This window comes from Agaricicola taiwanensis, from assembly GCF_014635245.1.
GTDB lineage: Bacteria > Pseudomonadota > Alphaproteobacteria > Rhizobiales > Methylopilaceae > Agaricicola > Agaricicola taiwanensis.
Map to the genome: position 1 here is coordinate 230,235 of NZ_BMCP01000002.1, position 22,412 is coordinate 252,646.

Genomic DNA, 22,412 nt, shown 5'->3' on the forward strand with positions numbered 1-22,412 from the left:
TCACTCCCGTCGCTCGTGAAAGTGATCATAGACCACCTGCGCTGTCTGACGGTTGATGCCGGGCACGCGCTCCAGGTCCGACAGCGCGGCGCGCGCCACCGCCTTGGCCGTGCCGAAATGCGTTAGGAGCGCGCGTTTGCGGGTCGGTCCGATGCCGGCGATTTCATCCAGCGGATTCTTCGTCAGTTCCTTCTTGCGCCGCGCGCGATGGGTGCCGATGGCGAAGCGGTGAGCCTCGTCGCGCAGGCGCTGCACGAAGTAGAGCACCGGATCGCGCGGTTCCATGGTGAAGGGTTGGCGGCCGGCCATATGGAAGGTCTCGCGTCCCGCCTCGCGATCGACACCCTTGGCCACGCCGATCAGCGGCACGTCTTCGACCCCCAATTCCGCCAAGATCTCGCGCGCCACCCTCAACTGGCCGGCGCCGCCGTCGATGATGACGAGATCCGGCCAAGCGGGCATGGCATCGGCGTCGGAAGGGTCGTTCTCGCGCGGGTGCTCCTTGACGAGGCGGGAGAAGCGCCGGCCCAGCACCTCCTTCATCATGCCGAAGTCGTCGCCGGGGGTAAGTTCCTCCGACTTGATGTTGAAGGTGCGGTAATGGGCCTTGGCGAAGCCGTCCTGACCGGCGACGATCATGCCGCCGACCGCATTGGTGCCCATGATGTGGCTGTTGTCGTAGATCTCCACGCGCCGCAAGGGCCCTTCCACGCCGAGGGTCTGGGCAAGCCCCTCTAGCAGCTTCTTCTGGGTGGAGGTTTCCGCCAGACGGCGGCCCAATGTTTCCCGCGCGTTGGTCATGGCGTGATTAACGAGGTCGCGCTTCTCGCCACGCTGGGGCACCGAAATCTCGACCTTGTGCCCGGCGCGCAGGCACAGCGCTTCGGCCAGAAGATCGCGGCTCTCGATCTCATGCGACAGAAGGATCAGGCGTGGAACCGGCTTGTCGTCGTAGAACTGGGCCAGGAAGGCATCAAGCACCTCGGCCGGCTCGAGCGACCGGTCCGCCCGGGGGTTATAGGTGCGGTTGCCCCAGTTCTGATAGGTGCGGAAAAAGAAGACCTCGATGGCCCATTGCCCGCCTTCGTGATGGATGGCGAAGACGTCGGCTTCCTCCACGGTCTGCGGATTGATGCCCTGGTGCGACTGCACGGCGGAGAGCGCGGCAAGGCGATCGCGATAGCGCGCGGCGCTCTCAAAATCGAGCTTCTCGGAGGCCTCCTGCATGGCCTGGGCGATGTGATGTTTGACGCCCTGGCTGCGCCCGGACAGGAAGGCTTTCGCCTCGTCGACCAGTTCGACGTAGTCGGGCAGAGCGATCTCACCGGTGCAGGGGGCGGAGCAGCGCTTGATCTGGTGCAGGAGGCACGGTCGCGTCCGGCTTTCGTAGACGCTGTCGGAGCAGGAGCGCAGCAGGAAGGCCTTCTGCAACGCGGTCAGCGTGCGGTTGACGGCGCCGGCAGAAGCGAAGGGGCCGAAGTAGTCGCCCTTCACGCTGCGGGCGCCGCGATGCTTGACGATCTGTGGGGCAGGGTGATCGGTGCGCAGCACGATGTAGGGGAAGGATTTGTCATCCCGCATCAGCACGTTGAAGCGCGGGCGCAGCCGCTTGATGAGGTTTGCTTCCAGGAGCAGCGCCTCGGTCTCCGTGCGCGTCGTCACGAACTCCATGGAGCATGTCTCGGAGATCATGCGGCCGATGCGGTTGGTGTGGCCGATGCCCCGGGCATAGGAGGTGACGCGCTTCTTCAGGCTGCGCGCCTTGCCGACATAGAGCACCTCGCCGGCGGCATCGATCATGCGGTAGACACCTGGGCCATTGGGCAGCGTGCGCAGGAGGCCGCGGATCACCTCGACCCCGCGCACGAAGGCAGGCGGCGCGGAGGAGAGATCGACGTCGCTGTCGGTTTCGGTGATGTCGGCGTCGCTGATCAAAGCTCAAGCATTCCAAAAGGTCATTGGCAGGAGCGACCCGCGCCCTGTTGCTCCCATGGGGGCAAACCGGGGAAGAGTCGCACCTAATATAGGTACCTTGCCGTTCAGCGCTTCTCCAGCCGGCGCTGCTCGATGTGTTTGGCAAGCCGAAGATGGCGGGAGAAGGCATAGTTCATGGCGGTCATGAAGCCATAGACGCCGCGCACGAAATGACGCCTGATCACATAGGCCTTCAGGAAAGACAGGGGAAACTCGGTGAAAATGCGCCAGCTCGGAAGCGAGACGCCGCGTTTTTCCAGATCGGCTGCCTGCATATCGGAATAGGCGTTGAGCTTGGCGATCTGGTCGCCGAGGGAGCGCACAGAGAAGTGATGCATCGCCGTCTTCAGGTCACCAATCCGGGCACCCGGTTCGAGCGCCACCCGGTCATGCACCGTGCTCTCGACATAACGGCCCCGCGACAGGCGATAAAGGCGAACGGGCTTCAGAGTATAGGCCCAGGGATGAGGGGTCCCTTCGCCGGGGAAAATTTCGGCGATGGGAATGCGATAGGCGTCCGCCGCTGGTTCCCCGTTCCGGAAGAGTGTGCGGATTTCCTCCGCCAGCCGCGATGGCACGATCTCATCGGCGTCGATGTTCAGCACCCAGTCATGCCGGCAACGATCCTCGGCAAAGCGCTTTTGCGGTCCGTAACCGGGAAAGGGGGTGTTGAGAAACACCTTGGCGCCGAGTCGCTCCGCCATCTCGCGGGTCCCGTCGCTCGATCCAGAGTCGGTCACAACAATGTCGTCAGTCAGCCCCCTGACCGCCGCAATTGCCGCTTCGATGCGGTCCACCTCATTGAAGCAGATCAGGAAAATCGAGATGGGCAAGGATTGATCTTGGGAGGTAGGTTGCACGTCGAGGCCTCATTTCGGAACGTTCATTCCGGTGCTAGCGGGTTTCGGTCGGCTTTTCAGCGGCACCGGGATGTTTCCCCCCGTTGTGACCGGAATGCAACAGGTTCGCCAACAAACCGGCACATTTGGAACGGCATTCTGCATGTGACGTTTCGTTGGGGATCGGGGAACGAGTTTCGCAACCCTGAGGAACGCTAACCAACTGCTATCGGCTTCCGGTGGCGGAGTTTGGGGTGCGCGGGGCCTGGGTTCTTTAGGCCGCGCTCCATTTGTAACAAGAGGTTCTACAATGCTGAAGCACACTCGTATTCTTGTCGCGGCCGCGGCAATCCTCGGGCTTCCGGCCGCTGCCATGGCCGCTGATCTTCCGGTTCAGCAGCAGGCTCCCGCTGCCTATACCCCCGTCGCATCCGTCTACGACTGGTCCGGCGTCTACCTCGGTGCGCATGCCGGCTATGGCTGGGGCGACATCGACACCGACCTCCCGGGCCTCGAGACCGACGCTGACGGGTTCCTCGGTGGTCTCCAGGCTGGCTACAACGCTCAGTGGGGCAACTGGGTCGGCGGCGTCGAACTCGAAGCCTCGTACTCGGGTATCGAAGGTGACGATGTCGCCGGTATCGATACCCAGCTGAACTGGCTCGGTACCGCCCGCGTCCGCGTCGGCTATGCCTTCGACCGCGTGCTGCCTTACGTCACCGGTGGTCTCGCCCTCGGTGAGGTCGAAGTCGAAGACACCGTCTTTGGCTTCAGCGAGTCCAACACGCACCTCGGCTGGACCGTCGGCGCCGGCGTTGAAGTTGCTGTCGCAGACAACATCAGCGTCAAGGGTGAGTACTCCTACATCGACCTTCAGGACGAGGACTACAATCTCGGCCTTCCCGTTGCGACGGAAGCCGGTCTTGATGCCCACACCTTCAAGGTTGGTCTGAACTACAAGTTCTGACTTTAAGAGCAGATCTTGCCAAGATACCCCGGCTTCGGCCGGGGTATTTTTTTGTCTTAATGGGAACAAAGGCAGCTTTACCTGCCCTTTACCATTTCTCCTTTTAGCGGTTCTGGTTACGCCGCGTTAATGATTTCCGAAAGGTTACAAAACTACAGTCGAACTCAGCTCCGCGGGATTGGGGCCTATCAGAGTTGCGTAGCATTGGAGTTCGACCATGACCCGCTTTAAACCCACAATCGTCGCGCTTGTCGCCCTGGGCCTCACGGCCGGCGCAGCGCAGGCCGCCGATCCTTACGGCGCCAGCAATTCCTATTCATCGGGCTATGGCGCGCCGCAGACCTTCAACTGGTCCGGCCCCTATGTCGGCGCCAATCTCGGCTACGGCTGGGGCGATTCAAACATCAACGACATCGATGGCTTTGCCGGCGGCGTGACCGGCGGCATCAATTGGCAGCAGGGCCCCGTGGTGTTTGGCTTTGAGGGCGATATCGGCTTGTCCGGCATCGGCAACTCCGGCCTTGTCGATGAATTCAACGTCGACTGGATCGCCACCGGCCGTGGCCGTATCGGCTATGCCTTCGACCGCTTCATGCTGTTCGGCACCGGTGGTTTTGCCTGGACGCGCGCGACCTACGAATTCGGCGCCGCCGAGGAGAGCAACTCCCACCTCGGCTGGTCCCTGGGCGTTGGCGCCGAGGCGGCGATCACGGAGCAGCTCTCGGCCAAGGTCGACTATCTGCACAACAGCTTCGACGAGAAGGGCTATATCAATCAGCGACTCGATCCGACGACCAATACGCTGCGCGTCGGCCTGAACTATCAGTTCTGACGATCTCGTCGACGACACCACGTGCCTTGGAGCGATCAGGCCTCATCGCCTGATCGCTTTTTTATTGCCTCACTTGGGCGCATAGTGATCGAAGACCGGCACGGCCGTGCGGAAGCCTTCGTACCAGGCAGCGAGCTTCGGCCGGTCCTTCCGCCACGCACCATCGAACCGGAAATCGAACCAGCCGAGCGCACAGGCCAGCGCAATGGAGCCGGCATGGGGAAGGGGGCCGGGGGCGGGCGGAGGCGATGCCTCCAGCACGTCGAGACTGCGCTCCATCTTGCCTTCCTGATGCTTGAGCCATTTGGGCTCGAACTTCTCCGGCTGGCGGAAGCGCCCCTCATAGACGCGCAGGATGCCCGCATCCATCATGCCGTCGGCAAGGGCCTGAAGACGCAGCGCCTCGAAGCGCTTTTGCGGGTCGGCGGGAATGATCTTGCCGCCGCCGGCTTTCCAGTCGAGATATTCGATAATGACGCGGCTGTCATAGAGGGCACTGCCGTCTTCAAGGATGAGAGCGGGGATCTTGCCCAAGGGATTCTGCTGGCGGAGCGTATCGGTCTCGCTCTGCGTGTCTGCGGTGACTACCTCAACCTGGTCCTTCAGGCCAAGAAGCTCGAGTGCGATCTTTACCTTCCGGCCAAACGGCGATGCCGCCGACGAGCGAAGTGTCAGCATGTGAAACTCTCCAATGGGCAAATGGCTATGGGCGGCCGGATGGGATACCCGGCCGCAGGCGATGATGAAGAAACGGCCGACGCTGGCCGCGTCAGCCGGCGCTCAGGTTGACGGCCTTGGGGCCTTTCCCCTTCGCATCCGGCTCGATGTCGAACAGGATGCGCTGACCCTCGACGAGGCTGCCCATCCCGGACTGTTGCACCGCGCTGATGTGAACGAAAATGTCGCGACTTCCATCATCTGGACGGATGAAGCCATAACCTTTGTCGTTATTGAAGAATTTCACGATACCGCTTTGAGACACCGTATTTCCCCTGCTTTTCTCGCAGTAACGCTCGTCTTGAAACGCCGCCACCATCTAAATTGGTAACCCGGCTGTAAAAAAGCGGCAAGAGTGGTTGCGAATCTTACGTTTGCGGAACGATCCATTCGATCGCGCCGCAGGCACCTTCACCCTGGGCCAGAAGCTCGACCAGGGCGGGGAGGACGAGTTCAAGGTCCCGCGCCAATGTCCATGGCGGGTTGATCATGATGATGCCATTGCCGTTCAGCCGCTGCTGGTCGCGTGGGTCCCGGATCCAGAGCTCCATGCGCAGCGTGGCGGGCAGGGCGAGGCGCCTCATGGTCCGCGCGAAGTTTTCGATTTCGGAGAGATGTTTGCCGGGATACCAGGCGCAGTAGGTCCCCGTGGGCCATTTTGCATGGGCCTGCTGGATGCTGGCTGACAGCCGGTCGAATTCCCCCGGCTTTTCGAACGGCGGGTCGATCAGCACGAGACCCCGACGCTCTTTCGGAGGCACCTGGGCATTCAGGGCGACCCAGCCATCGATCCCGAGCGTGGTCACGCGCGGGTCCCGTCCCATGGCACGCCGCAGGGCCATGTTGTCCTGTGGGTGCAGTTCGCACAGCGCCAGGCGGTCCTGCGGACGCGACAGCCGGCGCGCAAGCTCGGGCGACCCGGGATAAAGCCTGAGGTCTCCTGACGGATTAAGCGCGGCAACCGTATCGAGGTAGGGCTTCAGGAATTCCACCAGCGGAGCGGGCAGCGCCTGCTGCCAGAGGCGCCCGATGCCCTCGCGCCACTCTTCGGTCCGGCTGGCTTCGTCCTGACGAAGATCATAGATGCCGACGCCGGCATGGGTGTCGATCACCCTATAGGCGTTGTTCTTTTGGTTAAGATAGGTTAACGACCGTGCAAAGATCGCATGCTTGAAAACATCGGCAAAGTTTCCGGCATGGAAGGCGTGTCTGTAGTTCATTTCGCCCGGATCTTATTCAAATGCGATCTATCCGCTTAAAGGCCGTTTAGAAGCTTGGTCTGTAGAACTGCCGTAGCACGCCACGGTTCACATGATTCGTCTCGGACTGCTCCTCTTCTCCGCCTACACCTTGGGACACGCCCATTTCGAGAGCGTGCGGCCGCAGGTCCTTGATCTGCCGCTGGCCATGTTCCACGGCGAAGTGAATGCCGCCTTTGACGATGTTTCCGACAGGCTGTCCAGCCTTGGGATCAATATGCATCCAGCGCTGGCGGAGCGGCATATGAACCGGATCTCCGTTGCACTGTCCGGCGTCTGACGCCTTAGATCTCACGGTTTCGGCACACTGATTTCGCGTTGGCGGCACGTGCGTGCGGCGACCTGCGGGCACGGCTGAAACTGCAATGTCCGCGACAGGCATATCCTGACCTCGGTGAGTGCACCGCCTTCGCAGGCGACCGCCAGCATCTCCCGGCGCAAGCCAGGATTGACCTGCACAAAACTCGCCACCAATGCGTCAGGACGTAGCCGGTGAGGAAGCTCAGCTCCGCCAGCCATGGCGGCAGGAAGGCGGATTGCCTGCGCGGCCTTGCCGATGGTGTTGAAATAGGCGGACGGACCGAGGCCGGAGCAGGTGCCGTGCTTGCGCCACTGATAGCGCGCCAGCCCTTCGGAGGGCATCAACCCGAGTGCCGGCCGCATCGCCTCACGCGAGACCACCGTCGGATCCGTTCCGCAATAGCTGGGGAAACCGCGCGCATATTGCGGCCAGAGCCCATGCACCACAAAACCGCGTTGGCGGACGCATTGGGCGTCGTCGCGCCGATCCCTGCGCTCGGCGCACCATGTTGGCGACCACGAGAGCGCCAGCACCCAGAAATCAAAGCGTCCCGCAGCCGCGCCCCGGCGTTCCTGCGCCATGGCATTCAGCGGCAGCAGGCACAGTAAAATGACGGCAAGTGCCTTCACGGACGAGTCATCTTGCAATTGGGTGCGTAGGCGAGATTGCGGTCGACGCCGGAGACGCAGACCTCGACGCCATAGCCGATGCCGGCGAGCCCGGTTCCTGCCTCGACGACATAGTACATCTGCCGCTCCAGCCCATCATTTGTGGCCACCACCGCCGTGCAGAACCGGCGCGGGATATAGTATGGGCCCCAGGGATTGACCGCGATCTCGCGGATGTCGCGCGCCGCGGCGATGGCGAGGCTCGGCCACCAGTAGATGCGTTCCTTGGTGTTGAAGCGGCTGGTCGCCTTGCCAAGCGCCTGCTCGCAGGCAGGCAGCCGTTGCGGATGAGCGTTGGACCAATGGGCTTGGGCCACACCGGCGAGAACGGTTGAGGCGAGGGCGGCAAGGGCAAGGGGGCGGAACACCATCATGCGCCAGGCTCCAGGAGTTCTGTGATGTTGGAGAGACGATGGGGCGGACAGGGCTTACCGTCAAGCGGAACCCGCCCAAGGTTGCTCTTGCGGTTGGATGAGGAGCGGGTAAAAGTGCGGCCTGTCTTCTAGGAATCTCGCCATGACCGACAATACCGCCCGCACCAGCTTCATCGTTCCCCTGCTGCTGGCGCTCGCCATGCTCGCAACCCGCTTCCATCACTTCGGCATCGGGACGGTCCTGCCGGATGCTTCGGTTGCGATTTTCTTCCTCCTCGGCGTCTCCGGTCTTGGCATCGGCTGGCTTGCGGCCTTCTTCGCGCTCGGCTTCGGGATCGATGTGGCGGCCATCGGCCTCGCCAACGTGCCCGCCGTCTGTTTCACCTGGGGCTATGCCTTCATGGCGCCGGCCTATGCCGTGCTGTGGCTCGCCGGGCGTTCTGTCGCATCGACCAACTATCGCGGCTTTGCCGGCGGTGCCCGCGTCGGTCTCGCGCTGGTGGCCGGCGTCATCGGCTTTTTCGCGCTGTCCAACCTCGGCTATTATCTCGGCGGCGGCTTTGCAGAGACCCACGGCGCTATGGGTTATGCCTCGGCCGTCGCGGTCTATTTCGCTCCTTACCTGAAATGGGCGGCGCTTTACGTGATCGCGGGTCTGGTGCTCGCCGCCTTCGCACCCCGCGCCATCGCGCAGCGGGCCTGATCAGAAAAAACGGTATCCGAGAAAATGCCCGGCAGTGCCGGGCATTTTTGTTTCTGGCCGATGGGATCAGTTGATCGGACCGCGGCCGCCCATGGTCTCCATGTCAGGGTCCTTCACCATCGTCCCGGTCTTCTTGTTGACCAGGACGGTGACGAACCAGAGCACCACGCCGATGGCGATCAGGACGCCGGCGATCTGGTACTGGACGACGGCCCGTCCGGTCCATGGACCCACCAGGAAGGCGCAGGACAGCGCTCCCAGGATCGGCATGAGCGTGGGAGTGCGGAAGTGGCTGTGCTCCACCGTGTCCTTGCGCAGGACCAGCACCGCCACATTGACCACCGTGAAGACGCAGAGCAGCAGCAGCGCGGTGGTGCCGCCGAGCGCCGGCACCCCGCCGACGAAGGTAATGAGAGCGAAGGCCAGCAGCGTGGTGAAGCCAATCGCGATATAGGGCGTGCGGCGGGTCTGATGCACCTTGCCCAGCATCGGCGGCAGGACATGCTCACGGCTCATGCCGTAGACGAGGCGGCTGGCCATCAGCATGTTGATCAGCGCGCTGTTTGCAACGGCGAACATGGTGATGAAACCGAAGATCCAGATGGGGAAATTCGGCGCTCCGGCCTGCACCACCTTGAGAAGCGGGGTCTCGCCTTCGGCAAGCTCGGCCGGCTCCACCAGGGTGATCGCCGAGATCGAGACCAGCACATAGATGATGCCGGTGACGACGAGGCCACCCAGCAGCACCTTCGGGAAGATCCGGTTGGGGTTCTTGCATTCCTCGGCCATGTTGACCGAGTCCTCGAAGCCGACCATGGCGAAGAAGGCAAGCGTGGTCGCCGCGATCACGGGCCAGACGAGACTGCCGCTCTCATCAGTCTTGAACTGGGTGATGCGGGATACATCGCCCTGACCGGCGCCGATGGCCCAAAGGCCGATCACGATGATGATGAGCAGGCCCGTCAGCTCCACACAGGTGAGGACCACATTGGCCTTCACGCTTTCGCCGACACCCCGCAAGTTGATGGCCGCGACCAGCGCCATGAAGGCGAGACCCGCCACCGTGATGCCGATCCCATCCTCGAGTCCCAGCCCGAGCGCGGAGGAAAGATTGGCGGCAAAGGCGCGCGAGGCCGTGGAGGCCGAGGTGATCCCCGAGCACATGACCGCGAAGGCCACGATGAAGGTGATGAAGTGGATGCCGAAGGCCTTATGCGTGTAAAGCGCGGCGCCAGCGGCGCGAGGGTATTTCGTCACCAGTTCCAGGTAGCTGAAGGCGGTTAGCAAGGCGACCGCGAAGGCCACGAGAAACGGCAGCCAGACCGCGCCGCCGACGTGGCCGGCGACCTGACCGGTGAGGGCGTAGATGCCCGTTCCCAAGATATCGCCCACGATGAAAAGCAACAGCAGCCATGGCCCCATGACCTGTTTCAGGGCTGGCTGGTCGGTTCGTTCTTGAGGATTGACTTCGGTACCCGTGACAGCTGTCATCGAGGTTCCCCCCTTTGATGGCACCGGGCGAGTTGCCCGTATTGTGGAAACTTATTTTGCGTAATGTCGTTCCATGCAGGGCGGCGTTTCCGTCAGTCGGAATAAGGAGCTTTTCCGATGGGTACCTCTACAATCCTGCGCTCCATGGTGCTGGTCTGGCTGGTTGTTTCGCTTCCGGGCTTCGCTCATGCCCAGGACAAATGTGCCAAAGCGCTCGACCAGGCCTCCATGAACGCCTGCGCGGCCGCCGCGTTCAAGGCGTCGGACGTCAAGCTGAATGATCTCTACAAGCAGATCCGGCAGCGGCTGCAGGGGCAGGCAGAGGCGGCCAAGGGCCTGGTTTCCGCGCAGCGGGCCTGGGTTGCGTTCCGCGATGCCGAATGTTCCTTCGCATCGTCCGCCGTGGAGGGCGGCAGCGTCTATCCGATGACGAACGCCATGTGCCGGGACGGTCTGACGCAGCAGCGCATAGCCGATTTCGAGCGTTACCTGAACTGCGAGGAAGGTGACATGAGCTGCCCGGTTTCGGCAGGAAACTGATCGTATTTCATCCTTTCAATGCTGTTTGGCCTCTCCACAAACGAGATGTCCGGCGCCATATTGGGGCCATGGCCAAAAAGAAAACCTCCACGCAGCCCGGCTTCGGGGAATCTCCGCAAGCCGGCTTCGATCATGGTGCGAAAGCGCTCGACATCGCGGATGTCACCGACGACCTGTCACTGCTGAAGGCGCTGGGGCGAGGCAAGGAGGCTGCCGAGCAGGCCAGGTCGAAGGCAAAGACCGCCAGCAGCCGCACCAAGAAGAATGCCGAGCCCGGTGTGACTCCGCGCGAGCGCCGCTGGGACGCGGCCTCCAACACCGATGCGCCCACCGCCGCCGATGTGGCCGCCGCCTATCCCAACCCGCGCGCCAAGCCAAAGGTCGGACGCAACGCAATGCCGCCGCTGTCGGGTTCATCAAGCGCGGTCTCGGCAACCGTGCAGGCGCTGGAGGATCTGATCCAGCATGGCCGCAAGGAGCTTCAGGGCAAGCCTTGGACCCCGCACCGTCCGCCGCGGCCGGAAAAGTCCGAAGGCGGCGTCAAATTCAAGCTCAGTTCGGAATTCGAGCCGGCCGGCGATCAGCCGACGGCCATCGCCGAGCTGGTGGACGGCGTGCGCCGGTTCGACCGCGACCAGGTGCTGCTGGGCGTCACCGGTTCGGGCAAGACCTATACGGTGGCGCAGGTCATCCACCAGACGCAGCGGCCCGCGCTGATCCTGGCGCCCAACAAGACGCTCGCGGCGCAGCTCTACGGCGAGTACAAGGCCTTCTTCCCCGACAACGCGGTCGAATATTTCGTCAGCTACTACGACTATTACCAGCCGGAAGCCTACGTCCCGCGCACCGACACCTATATCGAGAAGGAAAGCTCCATCAACGAGCAGATCGACCGCATGCGCCATTCGGCCACGCGCTCGCTGCTGGAGCGCGACGACGTCATCATCGTCGCCTCGGTCTCCTGCATCTACGGTATCGGTTCGGTCGAGACCTATACGGCCATGACCTTCTCGCTGTCGGTGGGCGAGCGCATCGAGCAGCGCCAACTCATGGCCGACCTGGTGGCGCTCCAGTACAAGCGCTCCGACACGAACTTCATCCGCGGCAGCTTCCGCGTGCGCGGCGACACCATCGAGATCTTCCCCGCCCATTATGACGACCGCGCCTGGCGCATCGGCCTGTTCGGCGACGAGATCGAGCGCATCGATGAGTTCGATCCGCTGACGGGCAAGGCCCACAGCCAACTCGGCATGATCAAGATCTACGCCAACTCGCATTACGTGACGCCGAAGCCGACGCTCAACCAGGCCACCAAGGGCATCAAGGCGGAGCTGCGCGCCCGCCTCGACGAGCTCCACAAGATGGGCCGCCTGTTGGAGGCGCAGCGGCTGGAGCAACGCACCACCTTCGATCTGGAGATGATGGAGGCCACGGGCTCCTGCGCCGGCATCGAGAACTATTCGCGCTGGCTGACCGGCCGCAAACCGGGCGAGCCGCCCCCCACGCTGTTCGAATATCTGCCCGACAATGCACTCGTCTTCATCGATGAGAGCCATGTCACCGTTCCCCAGATCGGCGCCATGTACAAAGGCGACTTCCGCCGCAAGGCGACGCTGGCGGAATATGGCTTCCGCCTGCCATCCTGCATGGACAACCGGCCGCTTCGCTTCGAGGAGTGGGACGCCATGCGTCCCATGTCGGTCTATGTCTCGGCGACACCAGGCGGCTGGGAGATGGAGCGTTCCGGCGGTGTCTTCACCGAACAGGTGATCCGCCCCACCGGCCTGATCGACCCGCCGGTGGAGATCCGCCCCGCCAAGGCGCAGGTGGACGACCTGCTGGGCGAAGTGAAGGAGGTCGCCAAGAAGGGCTATCGCAGCCTCGTCACCGTGCTGACCAAGCGCATGGCCGAGGACCTGACGGAATATCTGCACGAGAACGGCGTGCGGGTGCGCTACATGCATTCCGACATCGACACGCTTGAGCGCATCGAGATCATCCGTGATCTCAGGCTCGGCGCCTATGACGTGCTCGTCGGCATCAACCTCCTGCGTGAGGGGCTCGATATCCCCGAATGCGCGCTGGTGGCGATCCTCGATGCCGACAAGGAAGGCTTCCTGCGGTCGGAGACCTCGCTGATCCAGACCATCGGCCGCGCGGCACGCAACGTCGACGGCAAGGTGGTGCTCTATGCCGACCATGTCACCGGCTCCATGGAACGCGCCATGGCCGAGACCTCGCGCCGCCGCGAGAAGCAGATCGCCTATAACGAGGAGCACGGCATCACGCCGGCCAGCGTGAAAGCCAACATCAAGGACATCCTGGAGTCCGTCTACGAGCGCGACCACGTCCGGGTCGACACCAAGCTGGTGGAGGAGGGCACCCTCGTCGGCCACAACTTCGAGGCCACCGTTGCCGATCTGGAAGCGCGCATGCGCAAGGCGGCAGCCGATCTGGAGTTCGAGGAAGCCGCCCGCCTGCGCGACGAACTCAAGCGCCTGCGCGAGGCCGCCATGGAGGTCTATGACGACGGTGCCGTGGTGAAGGGCGACGGCGATATGGTGGAGATATCACCGACGGAGATGGCGGAGCGCCGCGAGGCAAAACGGGTGAAACCCAGCAGCCGCGTGCGCAAGCCGACGCTGGATGAGATGGGCCCGCACAACAGGGATATGCCGTTGCTGGGGCCTATTCCGAAGCGCCGGAAATAATAGGACTCACACGATCCCCAGTTGCTCCAGCAGCGGTCGATCGTGATCCTCGAAGCTGCGGTAGATGTCCGCGAGCTCGGCAAGGTTGTCGGCCGGTGCCTCCAGCGCCACGCCATCACGCGTCATGCGGCGGCCGAGGCGTTGCAGGTGCTCCCAGGCAAAGGCCGAGGCTTTATCGGCATCGCGGCTGCCGGAGAGCAGGAAGAGCTGCTGCACGTGGTTGACGGGATGGGCGTTGCCAGTGACGGGGGAGGCGAGGAAATCGAGCTCATCCGTCGTCACGGCGCGCTTGATCACGGCCCAGTTCAGCATCTGGGTCGTCGCGCGGCGCTTTTCTTCTCCGGCCTCGTCAAGGCAGGGGCAGAGGTGGAACAGCCCGTTCAAGACCAGCATGGCCTCACGCAGCGCGGCGCGTGGCATCTCTGTGACGCGGGGATCGGTGATGGAGCCCAGCGTGCGCGGGCCCTCGGCGAAGGCGTCCAGCAGCGGGTCGTAGATCTCCTTTGAGAGCTCCACCTTGCCGCGGATGGTTGGAACGGACAGTGCCGGCACCTGTGAGCGGGGTGTCAGCAGAGCAAAGCGCTGGCGGTTCCACATCTCGTCGCGTGTGAGGGTGGGCAGGGAAACTGACCCCTTTACAAAGACATCGCGCCGGAACATGCGGTTGTACATGAAGTCGATTAGCGTCTGGCGTTGATCGTGCGGCGCCTCGGCCAGAAGCTGGCGCTGCTCGTCCGTCAGATAGATGCCGTGGGCTTCCTGCAGGAGGGCGCAGGAGGCGGAGAAACTCAGCTTCGCCTCCGCCAGATCGTGCGCCACCTCCGCGTGCCACCAGCTCTTGAAGGTGGCGTTGAAATACTCATGGGCGATGGTGTGCGGCGATTTCGACATGCCGTCGAGTCGGATGGTGGCTGACGGATTCATGACGAAGAAGGCGGTGCGCGTGGCCTTCAGGCGCTGCACCAGGTCAAGACCCGCCGCGATCCGCTGGCTGGTGGTGCCGTGGTCCTGCGCCATGGTGAGGAGGCGCTGCACCGGCGTTTCCGAGGCAAGGCCCGGCAGGCAGTTGTAGGAGACGAAGACGAGCCCGCCCAGCTTCAGCTTCTTCTGGATGAACCTGACGACGTCACGCCTGGCCTCGGCATCCACCCAGGAATAGATCCCGTGCAGCGCGATGATGTCGAACTGCGGCAGTTCAGGCTCGTCGATGAAGTCCGCAAAGCCCTGATCGTAGAAATGCACGTTCCTGAGGCCGGCATCGCGCGCAAGATCCTGCGCGTTGACGATGTGCTCGGGCAGGAAATCAGTGGCGTAAAACTCGATGTGCGGGTTGGCGGCCGCGAGGAGGTTGGTGGAAAAGCCCTGGCCGCAGCCGAGCTCGCAATAGGTCAGCGGCGCATTGACGTCGGGGCCTTTGTTGCCGGCCAGGAAGTTCGCGAAAGTCAGCGCGGAGGGCGCGAGGTCACGGTAGAAGCCATAGGTGCAGTCGGTGTCCGTGACGTAGCCGGAGTTCCACGCAGGCATCGAGCGTCCTTTCGTCCTTGCTGGGCGCCGGCAGGCTAATCATCAAAGTTGAATTTAATCCTGACGATCAGTGGATGGCCCGCGTCAGCTCCCGGTCGGGGAAGCAGGTGGCGGCGCGGCCTTGCGCCTCCTGCCAGCGCCCGATGGCGATGCGTGTCTTGAAGCCGGCGAGACCGTCGGCGCCGCCGACGTCGTGGCCCTGCTTGACCAGCCGCTGCTGCATGGCGCGCACATCGCCGCGCGAGAAGCCGTCCGGCGCTTTCCACGAGGTCGAGAAGGGCTGGCCGCGGCCTTCGATGCGGTCACCGAGGTGGCCGATGAAGAGGGCGTAGAGATCGCTCTCATTGTAGCGCTTCAGCACATAGAAATTGTCGGAAACCAGGAAGGCGGGTCCGTGCCGCCCGGCCGGCATCATCAAAAAGGCGGAGCCTCGGCCGAGCCGTTCGATGGAGCCCGATATGCCCGCCTGGCCCCAGACCTCCAGCGGGCGGCCCTGTTCCGGCCCTTCCAGCGTGCAGGACAGCGCCTGCGGCAGCCGCACCTCCGCGCCCCAGGCACGGCCCGGCTGCCAGCCGTGCTGGCGCAGGTAGTTGGCAATGGAGGCGAGGGTGTCGGGCGCGGAGGTCCAGATGTTGCGGTGCCCGTCGCCATCGAAGTCCACGGCATAGGCCAGGAACTTGGTCGGCAGGAACTGCGGCTGGCCCAAGGCTCCTGCCCAGGAGCTGTAGAGCACGCCGGAAGGCGCGTGACCCTCCTGCAGAATGCGGAGCGCGGCGATGAATTCGGGATAGAACATGGCGGTGCGCGTGCTCATGAAGGCCTTGGTGGCCAGCACCCGCAGCCCGTCGTGAGGGATCTTGGCGCGGCCGAAGGCGGACTCCCGGCCCCAGATGGCGAGAAGAATGCCGCGCGGCACGCCGTATTGCCGCTCGATGGCATTTAACGCCCGGCCGTGCTCCTTGGCGAGGCGGCGGCCGATGGCGGTGAGGTTGGCGAGCTGCTTTTCGGAGAAATAGCGGCCGGGGCTGGAGAACTCCGCCTGGTGTTGGCGTTCCGGCGGGCGCTTGGGCGCGCCCGGAGGTGCGAGGTCGGGCAGGTCCCAGTTGAGGGCGAGCCCCGAGGTCAGCCGCTGGAAGGTGGCGCGGGTGATGCCCTGGCGTTGCGCATCCGGCCAGGCGGTGCGCTCGAGCCATTGATGGAACTGGGCTTCGACGCCCTGACGGTAGGCGTTCTGCGCAAGGGCAGGGGTCGCGATCAGCGCCAGGAAAGCAAAAAGGCAGATCAGGAAGCGCACGATGTCCCGTCCCGGATGAGAATCATTGAACGAAACCCTAACCGCAAAATGCGGCGGTGGTTATTCAGGCCGCTCCGATTGATGCCTGTTGCAATCTTATCTTCAAACCGCTCGGTCATGAGACATTCTCCTTCAATACTGGCCCTTCGATTCTCATTGCGGCCAGTCGTTCCCGGATCTTCGAGAGGATGCCGATGTCAGGGCCTGTGACGATGGAGATGCCAGAGGTCCGCTTCGGCGAGGCGGTGCGGGTCTGGGCGCGTGTCGCGGCGCTGTCCTTCGGCGGGCCGGCCGGGCAGATCGCGGTCATGCACCGCATCCTTGTCGATGAGAAGAAATGGATTTCCGAGAACCGGTTCCTGCATGCGCTCAACTACTGCATGCTGCTGCCCGGTCCTGAGGCGCATCAGCTTTCGGTCTACATCGGTTGGCTTCTGAACGGCACGCGCGGCGGGCTTGTCGCCGGCGGGCTCTTCATGCTGCCGGGCGTTCTCGCCATTCTGGCCCTCTCCATTCTCTACGCGCTGGTCGGCAACACGGATGTCGTCAGCGCCATCTTTCTCGGTCTCAAAGCGGCTGTTCTGGCGGTGGTCCTGCAGGCAGTGTTCCGCATCGGACGTCGCGTGCTGAACGGCGCCTTCCCAGCGGCCATCGCCGCGCTTGCTTTTATCGGCAGCGCGTTCTTCGGCCTGGCTTTTCCGCTGGTGGTGCTGATCGCCGGTTTGGCGGGAGCCCTGGCGATCCGGCCCGAGCCTGCTGTACTCGCCGCAGCGGACGGCGCGCGAAGGCCGGCTCCTTCACGCAGCCTGGGCATCCTCGCTCTCGGCCTCACGATCTGGTTTCTGCCCCTTCTTGTGGTGCTGCTCTTTCTGGGACGGGACCACGTCTTCATGGAAATCGGCCTCTTCTTCAGCCAGATGGCGGTCGTCAGCTTCGGCGGTGCCTATGCCGTTCTCAGCTATGTGGCGCAGGTGGCGGTCGACAGCTACGGCTGGCTGACGGCCGGCGAGATGCTTGACGGCCTTGCCCTGGCTGAGACGACGCCCGGACCCCTGATCCTCGTGGTGCAGTTCGTGGCCTTCATGGGCGCGCTGCGGGGTGGTGGGCCACTGGACCCCATGGTGGCGGCCGTGATCGGCGGACTTCTCGCCTCCTGGGTCACATTCGTACCGTCGTTTCTCTGGATCTTCCTCGGCGCGCCCTATGTGGAGGCGCTTCGCGGCAATCGGATGCTGTCGGGCGCGCTCGCGGGCGTGACGGCGGCCGTGGTGGGCGTGATCCTCAACCTTGCCTTCTGGTTCGCGCTTCGCACCTGGTTCGCGGAACGGCGGTCGTTGCAAGGCTATGGCATCGAATTCGACATGCCCATTCTGTCGAGCCTCGATCCGGTCGCCTTGGCGCTCAGCCTCTTCGCCATGATGGGGTTGTTCCTGACGCGGCTCGGCATGCTGCCCGTGCTTGGCCTCGCGGCGCTGGCGAGCCTGCTGCTCCACATGGCCGGCGTTGCCGGCTGATCGAAGAGGCTGGTATCGCCGTCACCGCTCAGGCTATGGCTTTTGCCACAGCAGACCCATGACGAACGGCCCCGGCATGTCCGACGCACCGCCATCCTCCCGAGGAGCTCTCATCGGCATCGCCCTGACCCTCGTCGGCATGCTGATGTTCGCGGCCAACGACGCGCTGGGCAAATGGCTGGTGGAGACCTACTCGGCCGGCCAGGTGCTGCTGATCCGCAGCTTGGCTGCATTGGTCATTTTCATGCCCTTCCTCTGGAGGATCGGCTTCCGGGAGCTGTTCCGCCCGCAACGGCCGGGGCTTCAGGTGGCACGTGCGGTCTTTGCCACCAGCGACGCCTTTTTCTTCTACTGGGCGGTGGCCTATCTGCCGCTGGCTGATGCCATGACCTATTGGATGGCGGCCCCCATCTATGTGGCCGCTCTGTCCTCCGTTCTGCTGGGCGAAAAAGTCGGCTGGCGACGCTGGACGGCCATTTGCGTCGGTTTTCTCGGCGTCGTCATCGCGCTTCGGCCATCGGCCGCCACGCTGACGCTGCCGGCCTTCCTCTGCATCGCCGGCAGCCTTGCCTTCGCGCTCGGCATCATGCTGTCGCGGACCTTGCGCGGCACGCCTGACGTCGCGCTGGTCTTCTACCAGATGCTTGGCGCCATCGTGCTCGGCCTGTTCATGGCGCCGTTCCAGTGGAACGAGACGCCGACGCTGATCGATTTCTCACTGCTCTCGCTGCTGGGCATCGTGGCCATGATCGCCCATGTCTGCGTCGCCCGTTCGCTGAAGTTCGCCGAGGCGTCCACGGTGATGCCGTTCCACTACAGCCTGCTCATCTGGGCCGTGGTGTTTGGCTATGTCTTCTTCGGCGATATTCCCCATCCGGCCGTCATCGTGGGCGGGCTGTTGATCGTCGCCGCCGGCCTCTTCATCTTCTTCCGTGAGCAGAGGCTGGGCAAAAAGGCGCCGGAAGAGTCGCTGGCGCCGACCGGACCCACAACCTGACTGTTGGCAAAGCGGCAGAACTGTTGACGCTTCGGCCGCCGCGCCGTCGAATCCACCGGCGATGCGGACGAATCACATCGCTCCCAGCGGAAGGCGATGCGCATGACCGACACCAGTTCCACCGGCCCATCCATGCTGGAGCGCCAGTTCCAGCTGAGCGCACATGGCACCACGGTGCGGACGGAGGTCCTGGCCGGCATCACGACCTTCCTGACCATGGCCTATATCATCTTCGTCAATCCGCAGATCCTGTCGGCGGCGGGGATGCCCCAGGGCTCGGTCTTCGTCGCCACCTGCCTTGCCGCCTTCGTCGGCACCATGGTCATGGCGCTGGTGGCCAACTATCCCATCGCGCTCGCACCGGGCATGGGCCTCAATGCCTATTTCGCCTTCGTGGTGGTGGGCACCATGGGCTTCACCTGGCAGGAGGCGCTGGCCGCGGTTCTGGTGTCGGGCATTCTGGCTCTCATCGTCTCGGTCCTGCCCATCCGCGCCTGGATCGTCAATTCCATCCCCAGAAGCCTCAAGATGGCGACCTCGGCGGGCATCGGCTTTTTCCTCGGCATCATCGCGCTGGAAAGCGCCGGCGTGGTGGTCGACCACCCCGCCACGCTGGTGACGGCGGGCGACTTCACCGCCGCCGGGCCGATCCTTGCTCTGCTCGGTTTCGCGGTGGTCGCCGCGCTTAACCAGCTCCGCGTGCCGGGTGCAACCATCATCGGCATTCTTGCAGTGACGCTGATCGGCATCCCCTTCGGCGCGGCGCAGCTGACGGGTCTCGTTTCGATCCCGCCGAGCCCGGCGCCGACGTTGCTGGCGCTCGATTTTGCCAAGGTCGCCACTGCCGCCTTCTGGATCGTGGCGCTGTCCATGTTCTTCGTGGACTTCTTCGACACCGCCGGCACCTTGGTGGGCGTCGCCCACAGGGCAGGGCTCTTGGACGAGCAAGGACGTCTTCCCCGGCTGCGGCAGGCGCTCCTGGCCGATTCCAGCGGCACGGTGCTGGGGGCGCTGATCGGCACCTCCAATACCACCAGTTATGTTGAGAGCGCCTCGGGCGTCGCCGCGGGCGGACGCACCGGGCTGGCCTCGGTGGTGACCGGGCTCTGCTTCCTCGCCGCATTGTTCTTCTCGCCGCTGGCGGGATCGATCCCGGCCTATGCGACCGCCGCCGCCTTGCTCTATGTGGCCGTCGTCATGGCCCGCGGCCTCGCGGAGGTCGATTGGGATGATCTGACGGAGGCCGCGCCCGCCGCTGTCGTCGCCATCACCATGCCGCTGACCTATTCCATTGCCACTGGCCTTGGCCTCGGCTTCATCACCTATGTGCTGGTGAAAGTGCTGACGGGACGGATGAGAGAACTGAACGTTGCCGTTGTGCTGATGGCGGCGATCTTCGCGATCATGCTGCCGCTGGTTTGAGCCCGGCGGCCATGTCGGCATCGGCCACGCTGCCCATCCTCCTCCTGGTCATGTCGAACGTTTTCATGACCTTCGCCTGGTATGGCCATCTGCGCTTTCCCCATGCACCGCTCTATGCCGTGGTGCTGGTGAGCTGGGGCATCGCGCTCCTGGAATATTGCCTCGCCGTGCCCGCCAACCGCATCGGCCATCAGGTCTATTCGGCGGCCGAACTGAAGACCATGCAGGAGGTCATCACGCTTCTGGTCTTCGCCGTCTTCTCGGTGGTCTATCTCAAGGAGCCGCTCGGCTGGAACCACGCCCTGGGCTTCACCCTCATCGGCGCGGGCGCCTTCTTCATCTTCAAGAAGTTCTGACCTGGCCGGAAATCAACCTGGCGATTCCGACGGTCGCCAGGGCAATTCCGTCAGAGGAAGTTCACCAGCGACAGGCGTGAGACGATGGAGGTTGTCTCGTAGCTCGCCTGAAGGCGCGTCTGGAGGTCGAGGATGCGGACAGCCACTTCTTCCTTGTCCACGCCTTCGGCATCGTACTGCATGCCTTCCAATGTGGCGGCCGTGGTGCGCAGGCGGGTGTCGGTGGATTCAAGAGAGCGGTTGGCGACGGCGAGGTCCACCTGCATGCCCTGGATGTTCTTCTGGTTATCCAGATTACCGCGGGCGCGGTTCATCAGGGCGGCATAGCGGGCGCTGCCGTTCTCGTCGGCCTCCGAGAAGGTCATGCTCGACATCACCGCGAGCTGCTTGATGGTGTCGCGGATGCCGGCCTCGTTTGCGCGGACGCCGTAATTCACGACCACCGAGCTGTCGATGCGGGCGCTGGCGGTGTGGCGGGCGCTGTCGAGCCCCATGTCGCCCTTGTACCAGTAGACGGTGTCGTCAGGCGTGCCGGAGACGAGGGTTGTTGCCGTTTCAGGTGGAGTGCCGCCGACGCGCAGGGGTGGATGATCGGCGTCGATATTGAAGAAGTTGTCGGCGGCGGCTTCCGCCGAGGCGGTGACGAGCGCCGTATCGGCCACGCGGGCCGTTTCAGTGCGGAGGGCCGTCTGGAAGTTCAGCGCAGTCTCGGCCGGCGTGGCGCCGATGGCGAAGCTGCCTTTCTCCGGCGGGACGGCCAGCGGGGCGGTCGCGGCCTTCAGCGTGATCTCTTCCGTCGTGCCATCTGGCAGTTCCACGGCGATGCGCAGCTGTTGGCCGGCCTCCGGCTGGCCGGTGAAGCTGATGTCGAATGTGGCGGGATCGCCGGTAACCGGGGTGGTGGAAACGCCCGCCATGGTGTTGCCGACGCTGGAGAGCTTGAAGCCGAAGGGGTGGGCGCCATCCTCGCTGACGGATGTGGTGAAGCTTGCCTGCGGCTCCACCACATTGGCGGCGGGCACGCCGGCACCCTCGGAGGTCGTCGCGATCTGGGCCTGGAGTGCTGCCGCGAAATTCTGGGCGGTCTCCTCCGGCGTCGCACCGATGGCGAAGTCGCCGGCGGGCGCGGGATCGGGCAGAGGTCCGGTCTGGGCCGTCATGGTGAGGGTGACGGTGGTGGTGTCGGGCAGTTCAACCGTCAGCGCCAGCGTCTCACCCGCTAGGGGCTGGCCGGTGAAGGACACGTCAAGGCCATCAGGCGCCGGGTTCAATGTCGCCGTCGCGTTGCTCAGCCCGGAGACCACGCTGTCGAGCGTCAGGCGCGGCGTGACCGTGCTTTCGCCCATGGTCACCGTGCTGGTGATGGCGGGGATGGTGAGGCGGCCGAGCCCATCGGCGCCGAGGTCGGCCCGGCGGCGTTCATCCACCAGGGTGAGATAGCCCGCGCGGCTGCCCTGGCCATTCATGATCACGTCGGTCGTCTCGACGGGCTTCTGGGTGGTGTCGGGGCCGCCGAAGAGATAGCGGCCGTTGACCTCGGCGTTCAGCGCCTCCAGCGCCAGCGTCATGCTGTTGTAGGCCTCGCGCTGGGCGATGGTCTGGCCGTTGTCGATGATGGTGTAATTGCCCGGCACCGCCGCGCCCTTGACCTCCGACCCGATCTTCTGGATGCGGTCCACGGTGGTGGCGACAAGGTTCAGCCGCGGCTTCACCAGATCGATATTGGCCTTGTAGGCATCATTTGCCGATACCCTCTCGCGCAGCACCAGGGAGAGCGTGCGGGCGCTGCCGAGCGTCCCGAAGCTGTCGGCCTTTAGGCCTGTCGCCATCTGGTTGGTCAGCGTGTTCAGGGTCGAGCGCATGTTCAGGATCGCGCGCGCCTGGGTGACGTTGTAGATGCCTGTTCCGGTTGCGGGTCCAACAGCCATG

General features: G+C 63.9%; 21 protein-coding genes. 11 read left to right on the plus strand and 10 right to left on the minus strand.

Annotated elements, in window-relative coordinates; genetic code table 11:
• Together uvrC and IEV58_RS08570 are read right to left on the minus strand one after the other, a co-directional pair.
• Entirely contained in the window at nt 1-1,935 is a 1,935-nt protein-coding gene (gene uvrC, locus IEV58_RS08565) for an excinuclease ABC subunit UvrC (protein WP_188409330.1), read from the minus strand.
• A 104-nt stretch (nt 1,936-2,039) separates the two neighbouring features.
• Entirely contained in the window at nt 2,040-2,807 is a 768-nt protein-coding gene (locus IEV58_RS08570) for a glycosyltransferase family 2 protein (protein WP_229729295.1), read from the minus strand.
• A gap of 316 nt (nt 2,808-3,123) precedes the next feature.
• Here IEV58_RS08570 and IEV58_RS08575 point away from each other — a divergent pair, with 316 nt between their 5' ends.
• Together IEV58_RS08575 and IEV58_RS08580 are read left to right on the plus strand one after the other, a co-directional pair.
• Nucleotides 3,124-3,780: an outer membrane protein gene (locus tag IEV58_RS08575; RefSeq protein ID WP_188409331.1), complete on the plus strand. Its 657-nt coding sequence runs from the start codon at nt 3,124-3,126 to the stop codon at nt 3,778-3,780.
• 217 nt (nt 3,781-3,997) lie between these two features.
• Complete coding sequence (locus IEV58_RS08580) at nt 3,998-4,612, plus strand: outer membrane protein (protein WP_188409332.1); 615 nt, start codon at nt 3,998-4,000, stop codon at nt 4,610-4,612.
• 69 nt (nt 4,613-4,681) lie between these two features.
• Here the strand turns inward: IEV58_RS08580 and IEV58_RS08585 are convergent, their stop codons facing one another.
• Entirely contained in the window at nt 4,682-5,290 is a 609-nt protein-coding gene (locus IEV58_RS08585) for a glutathione S-transferase family protein (protein ID WP_188409333.1), read from the minus strand.
• Between the two features lie 13 nt (nt 5,291-5,303).
• Here IEV58_RS08585 and IEV58_RS18465 point away from each other — a divergent pair, with 13 nt between their 5' ends.
• Nucleotides 5,304-5,660, plus strand: a complete 357-nt coding sequence (locus IEV58_RS18465; protein WP_443092847.1) for a hypothetical protein — start codon at nt 5,304-5,306, stop codon at nt 5,658-5,660.
• Nucleotides 5,661-5,697: 37 nt separating this feature from the next.
• Here IEV58_RS18465 and IEV58_RS08595 read toward each other — a convergent pair whose 3' ends face one another.
• The gene (locus IEV58_RS08595) at nt 5,698-6,549 is read right to left on the minus strand and encodes a 23S rRNA (adenine(2030)-N(6))-methyltransferase RlmJ (protein ID WP_188409335.1); all 852 of its coding nucleotides are present in this window, start codon (nt 6,547-6,549) and stop codon (nt 5,698-5,700) included.
• Between the two features lie 91 nt (nt 6,550-6,640).
• Here IEV58_RS08595 and IEV58_RS08600 point away from each other — a divergent pair, with 91 nt between their 5' ends.
• Complete coding sequence (locus IEV58_RS08600; protein WP_188409336.1) at nt 6,641-6,868, plus strand: hypothetical protein; 228 nt, start codon at nt 6,641-6,643, stop codon at nt 6,866-6,868.
• A gap of 11 nt (nt 6,869-6,879) precedes the next feature.
• Here the strand turns inward: IEV58_RS08600 and IEV58_RS08605 are convergent, their stop codons facing one another.
• Nucleotides 6,880-7,518, minus strand: a complete 639-nt coding sequence (locus IEV58_RS08605) for a ribonuclease T2 family protein (RefSeq protein ID WP_229729296.1) — start codon at nt 7,516-7,518, stop codon at nt 6,880-6,882.
• A complete protein-coding gene (locus IEV58_RS08610; RefSeq protein WP_188409337.1) occupies nt 7,515-7,931 on the minus strand; it encodes a hypothetical protein in 417 nt (138 codons plus the stop codon). The genes IEV58_RS08605 and IEV58_RS08610 overlap by 4 nt, the downstream gene beginning before the upstream one ends.
• A 142-nt stretch (nt 7,932-8,073) precedes the next feature.
• Here IEV58_RS08610 and IEV58_RS08615 point away from each other — a divergent pair, with 142 nt between their 5' ends.
• Entirely contained in the window at nt 8,074-8,634 is a 561-nt protein-coding gene (locus tag IEV58_RS08615; RefSeq protein ID WP_188409338.1) for a hypothetical protein, read from the plus strand.
• Nucleotides 8,635-8,700: 66 nt separating this feature from the next.
• On the opposite strand, the gene IEV58_RS08620 is transcribed toward IEV58_RS08615, so the two are convergent.
• On the minus strand, nt 8,701-10,125 hold the full coding sequence (locus IEV58_RS08620) for an APC family permease (RefSeq protein WP_229729297.1): 1,425 nt from the start codon (nt 10,123-10,125) through the stop codon (nt 8,701-8,703).
• Between the two features lie 117 nt (nt 10,126-10,242).
• Here IEV58_RS08620 and IEV58_RS08625 point away from each other — a divergent pair, with 117 nt between their 5' ends.
• Both IEV58_RS08625 and uvrB read left to right on the plus strand, forming a co-directional pair.
• A complete protein-coding gene (locus IEV58_RS08625; protein WP_188409339.1) occupies nt 10,243-10,665 on the plus strand; it encodes a lysozyme inhibitor LprI family protein in 423 nt (140 codons plus the stop codon).
• A 68-nt stretch (nt 10,666-10,733) separates the two neighbouring features.
• A complete protein-coding gene (gene uvrB, locus IEV58_RS08630; protein WP_188409340.1) occupies nt 10,734-13,376 on the plus strand; it encodes an excinuclease ABC subunit UvrB in 2,643 nt (880 codons plus the stop codon).
• A gap of 6 nt (nt 13,377-13,382) precedes the next feature.
• Here uvrB and IEV58_RS08635 read toward each other — a convergent pair whose 3' ends face one another.
• Together IEV58_RS08635 and IEV58_RS08640 are read right to left on the minus strand one after the other, a co-directional pair.
• Nucleotides 13,383-14,900: a class I SAM-dependent methyltransferase gene (locus IEV58_RS08635; RefSeq protein ID WP_188409341.1), complete on the minus strand. Its 1,518-nt coding sequence runs from the start codon at nt 14,898-14,900 to the stop codon at nt 13,383-13,385.
• 67 nt (nt 14,901-14,967) lie between these two features.
• Nucleotides 14,968-16,194: a lytic murein transglycosylase gene (locus tag IEV58_RS08640; RefSeq protein WP_308791057.1), complete on the minus strand. Its 1,227-nt coding sequence runs from the start codon at nt 16,192-16,194 to the stop codon at nt 14,968-14,970.
• 218 nt (nt 16,195-16,412) lie between these two features.
• On the opposite strand from IEV58_RS08640, the gene chrA reads away from it, so the two are divergent.
• The 4 genes from chrA (at nt 16,413) to IEV58_RS08660 (ending at nt 20,483) form a co-directional block, all read left to right on the plus strand.
• Nucleotides 16,413-17,708, plus strand: coding sequence for a chromate efflux transporter (gene chrA / locus IEV58_RS08645; RefSeq protein ID WP_229729298.1), 1,296 nt, complete (start codon nt 16,413-16,415; stop codon nt 17,706-17,708).
• Nucleotides 17,709-17,766: 58 nt separating this feature from the next.
• Nucleotides 17,767-18,705, plus strand: coding sequence for a DMT family transporter (locus IEV58_RS08650; protein WP_229729299.1), 939 nt, complete (start codon nt 17,767-17,769; stop codon nt 18,703-18,705).
• A gap of 102 nt (nt 18,706-18,807) precedes the next feature.
• Nucleotides 18,808-20,127 (plus strand): NCS2 family permease, encoded by a 1,320-nt coding sequence (locus IEV58_RS08655; RefSeq protein ID WP_188409343.1) that lies wholly within the window; start codon nt 18,808-18,810, stop codon nt 20,125-20,127.
• An 11-nt stretch (nt 20,128-20,138) separates the two neighbouring features.
• Nucleotides 20,139-20,483: a DMT family protein gene (locus IEV58_RS08660; protein ID WP_188409344.1), complete on the plus strand. Its 345-nt coding sequence runs from the start codon at nt 20,139-20,141 to the stop codon at nt 20,481-20,483.
• A gap of 50 nt (nt 20,484-20,533) precedes the next feature.
• On the opposite strand, the gene IEV58_RS08665 is transcribed toward IEV58_RS08660, so the two are convergent.
• Complete coding sequence (locus IEV58_RS08665; protein ID WP_188409345.1) at nt 20,534-22,411, minus strand: flagellin N-terminal helical domain-containing protein; 1,878 nt, start codon at nt 22,409-22,411, stop codon at nt 20,534-20,536.
• Nucleotide 22,412 lies beyond the last annotated feature (1 nt).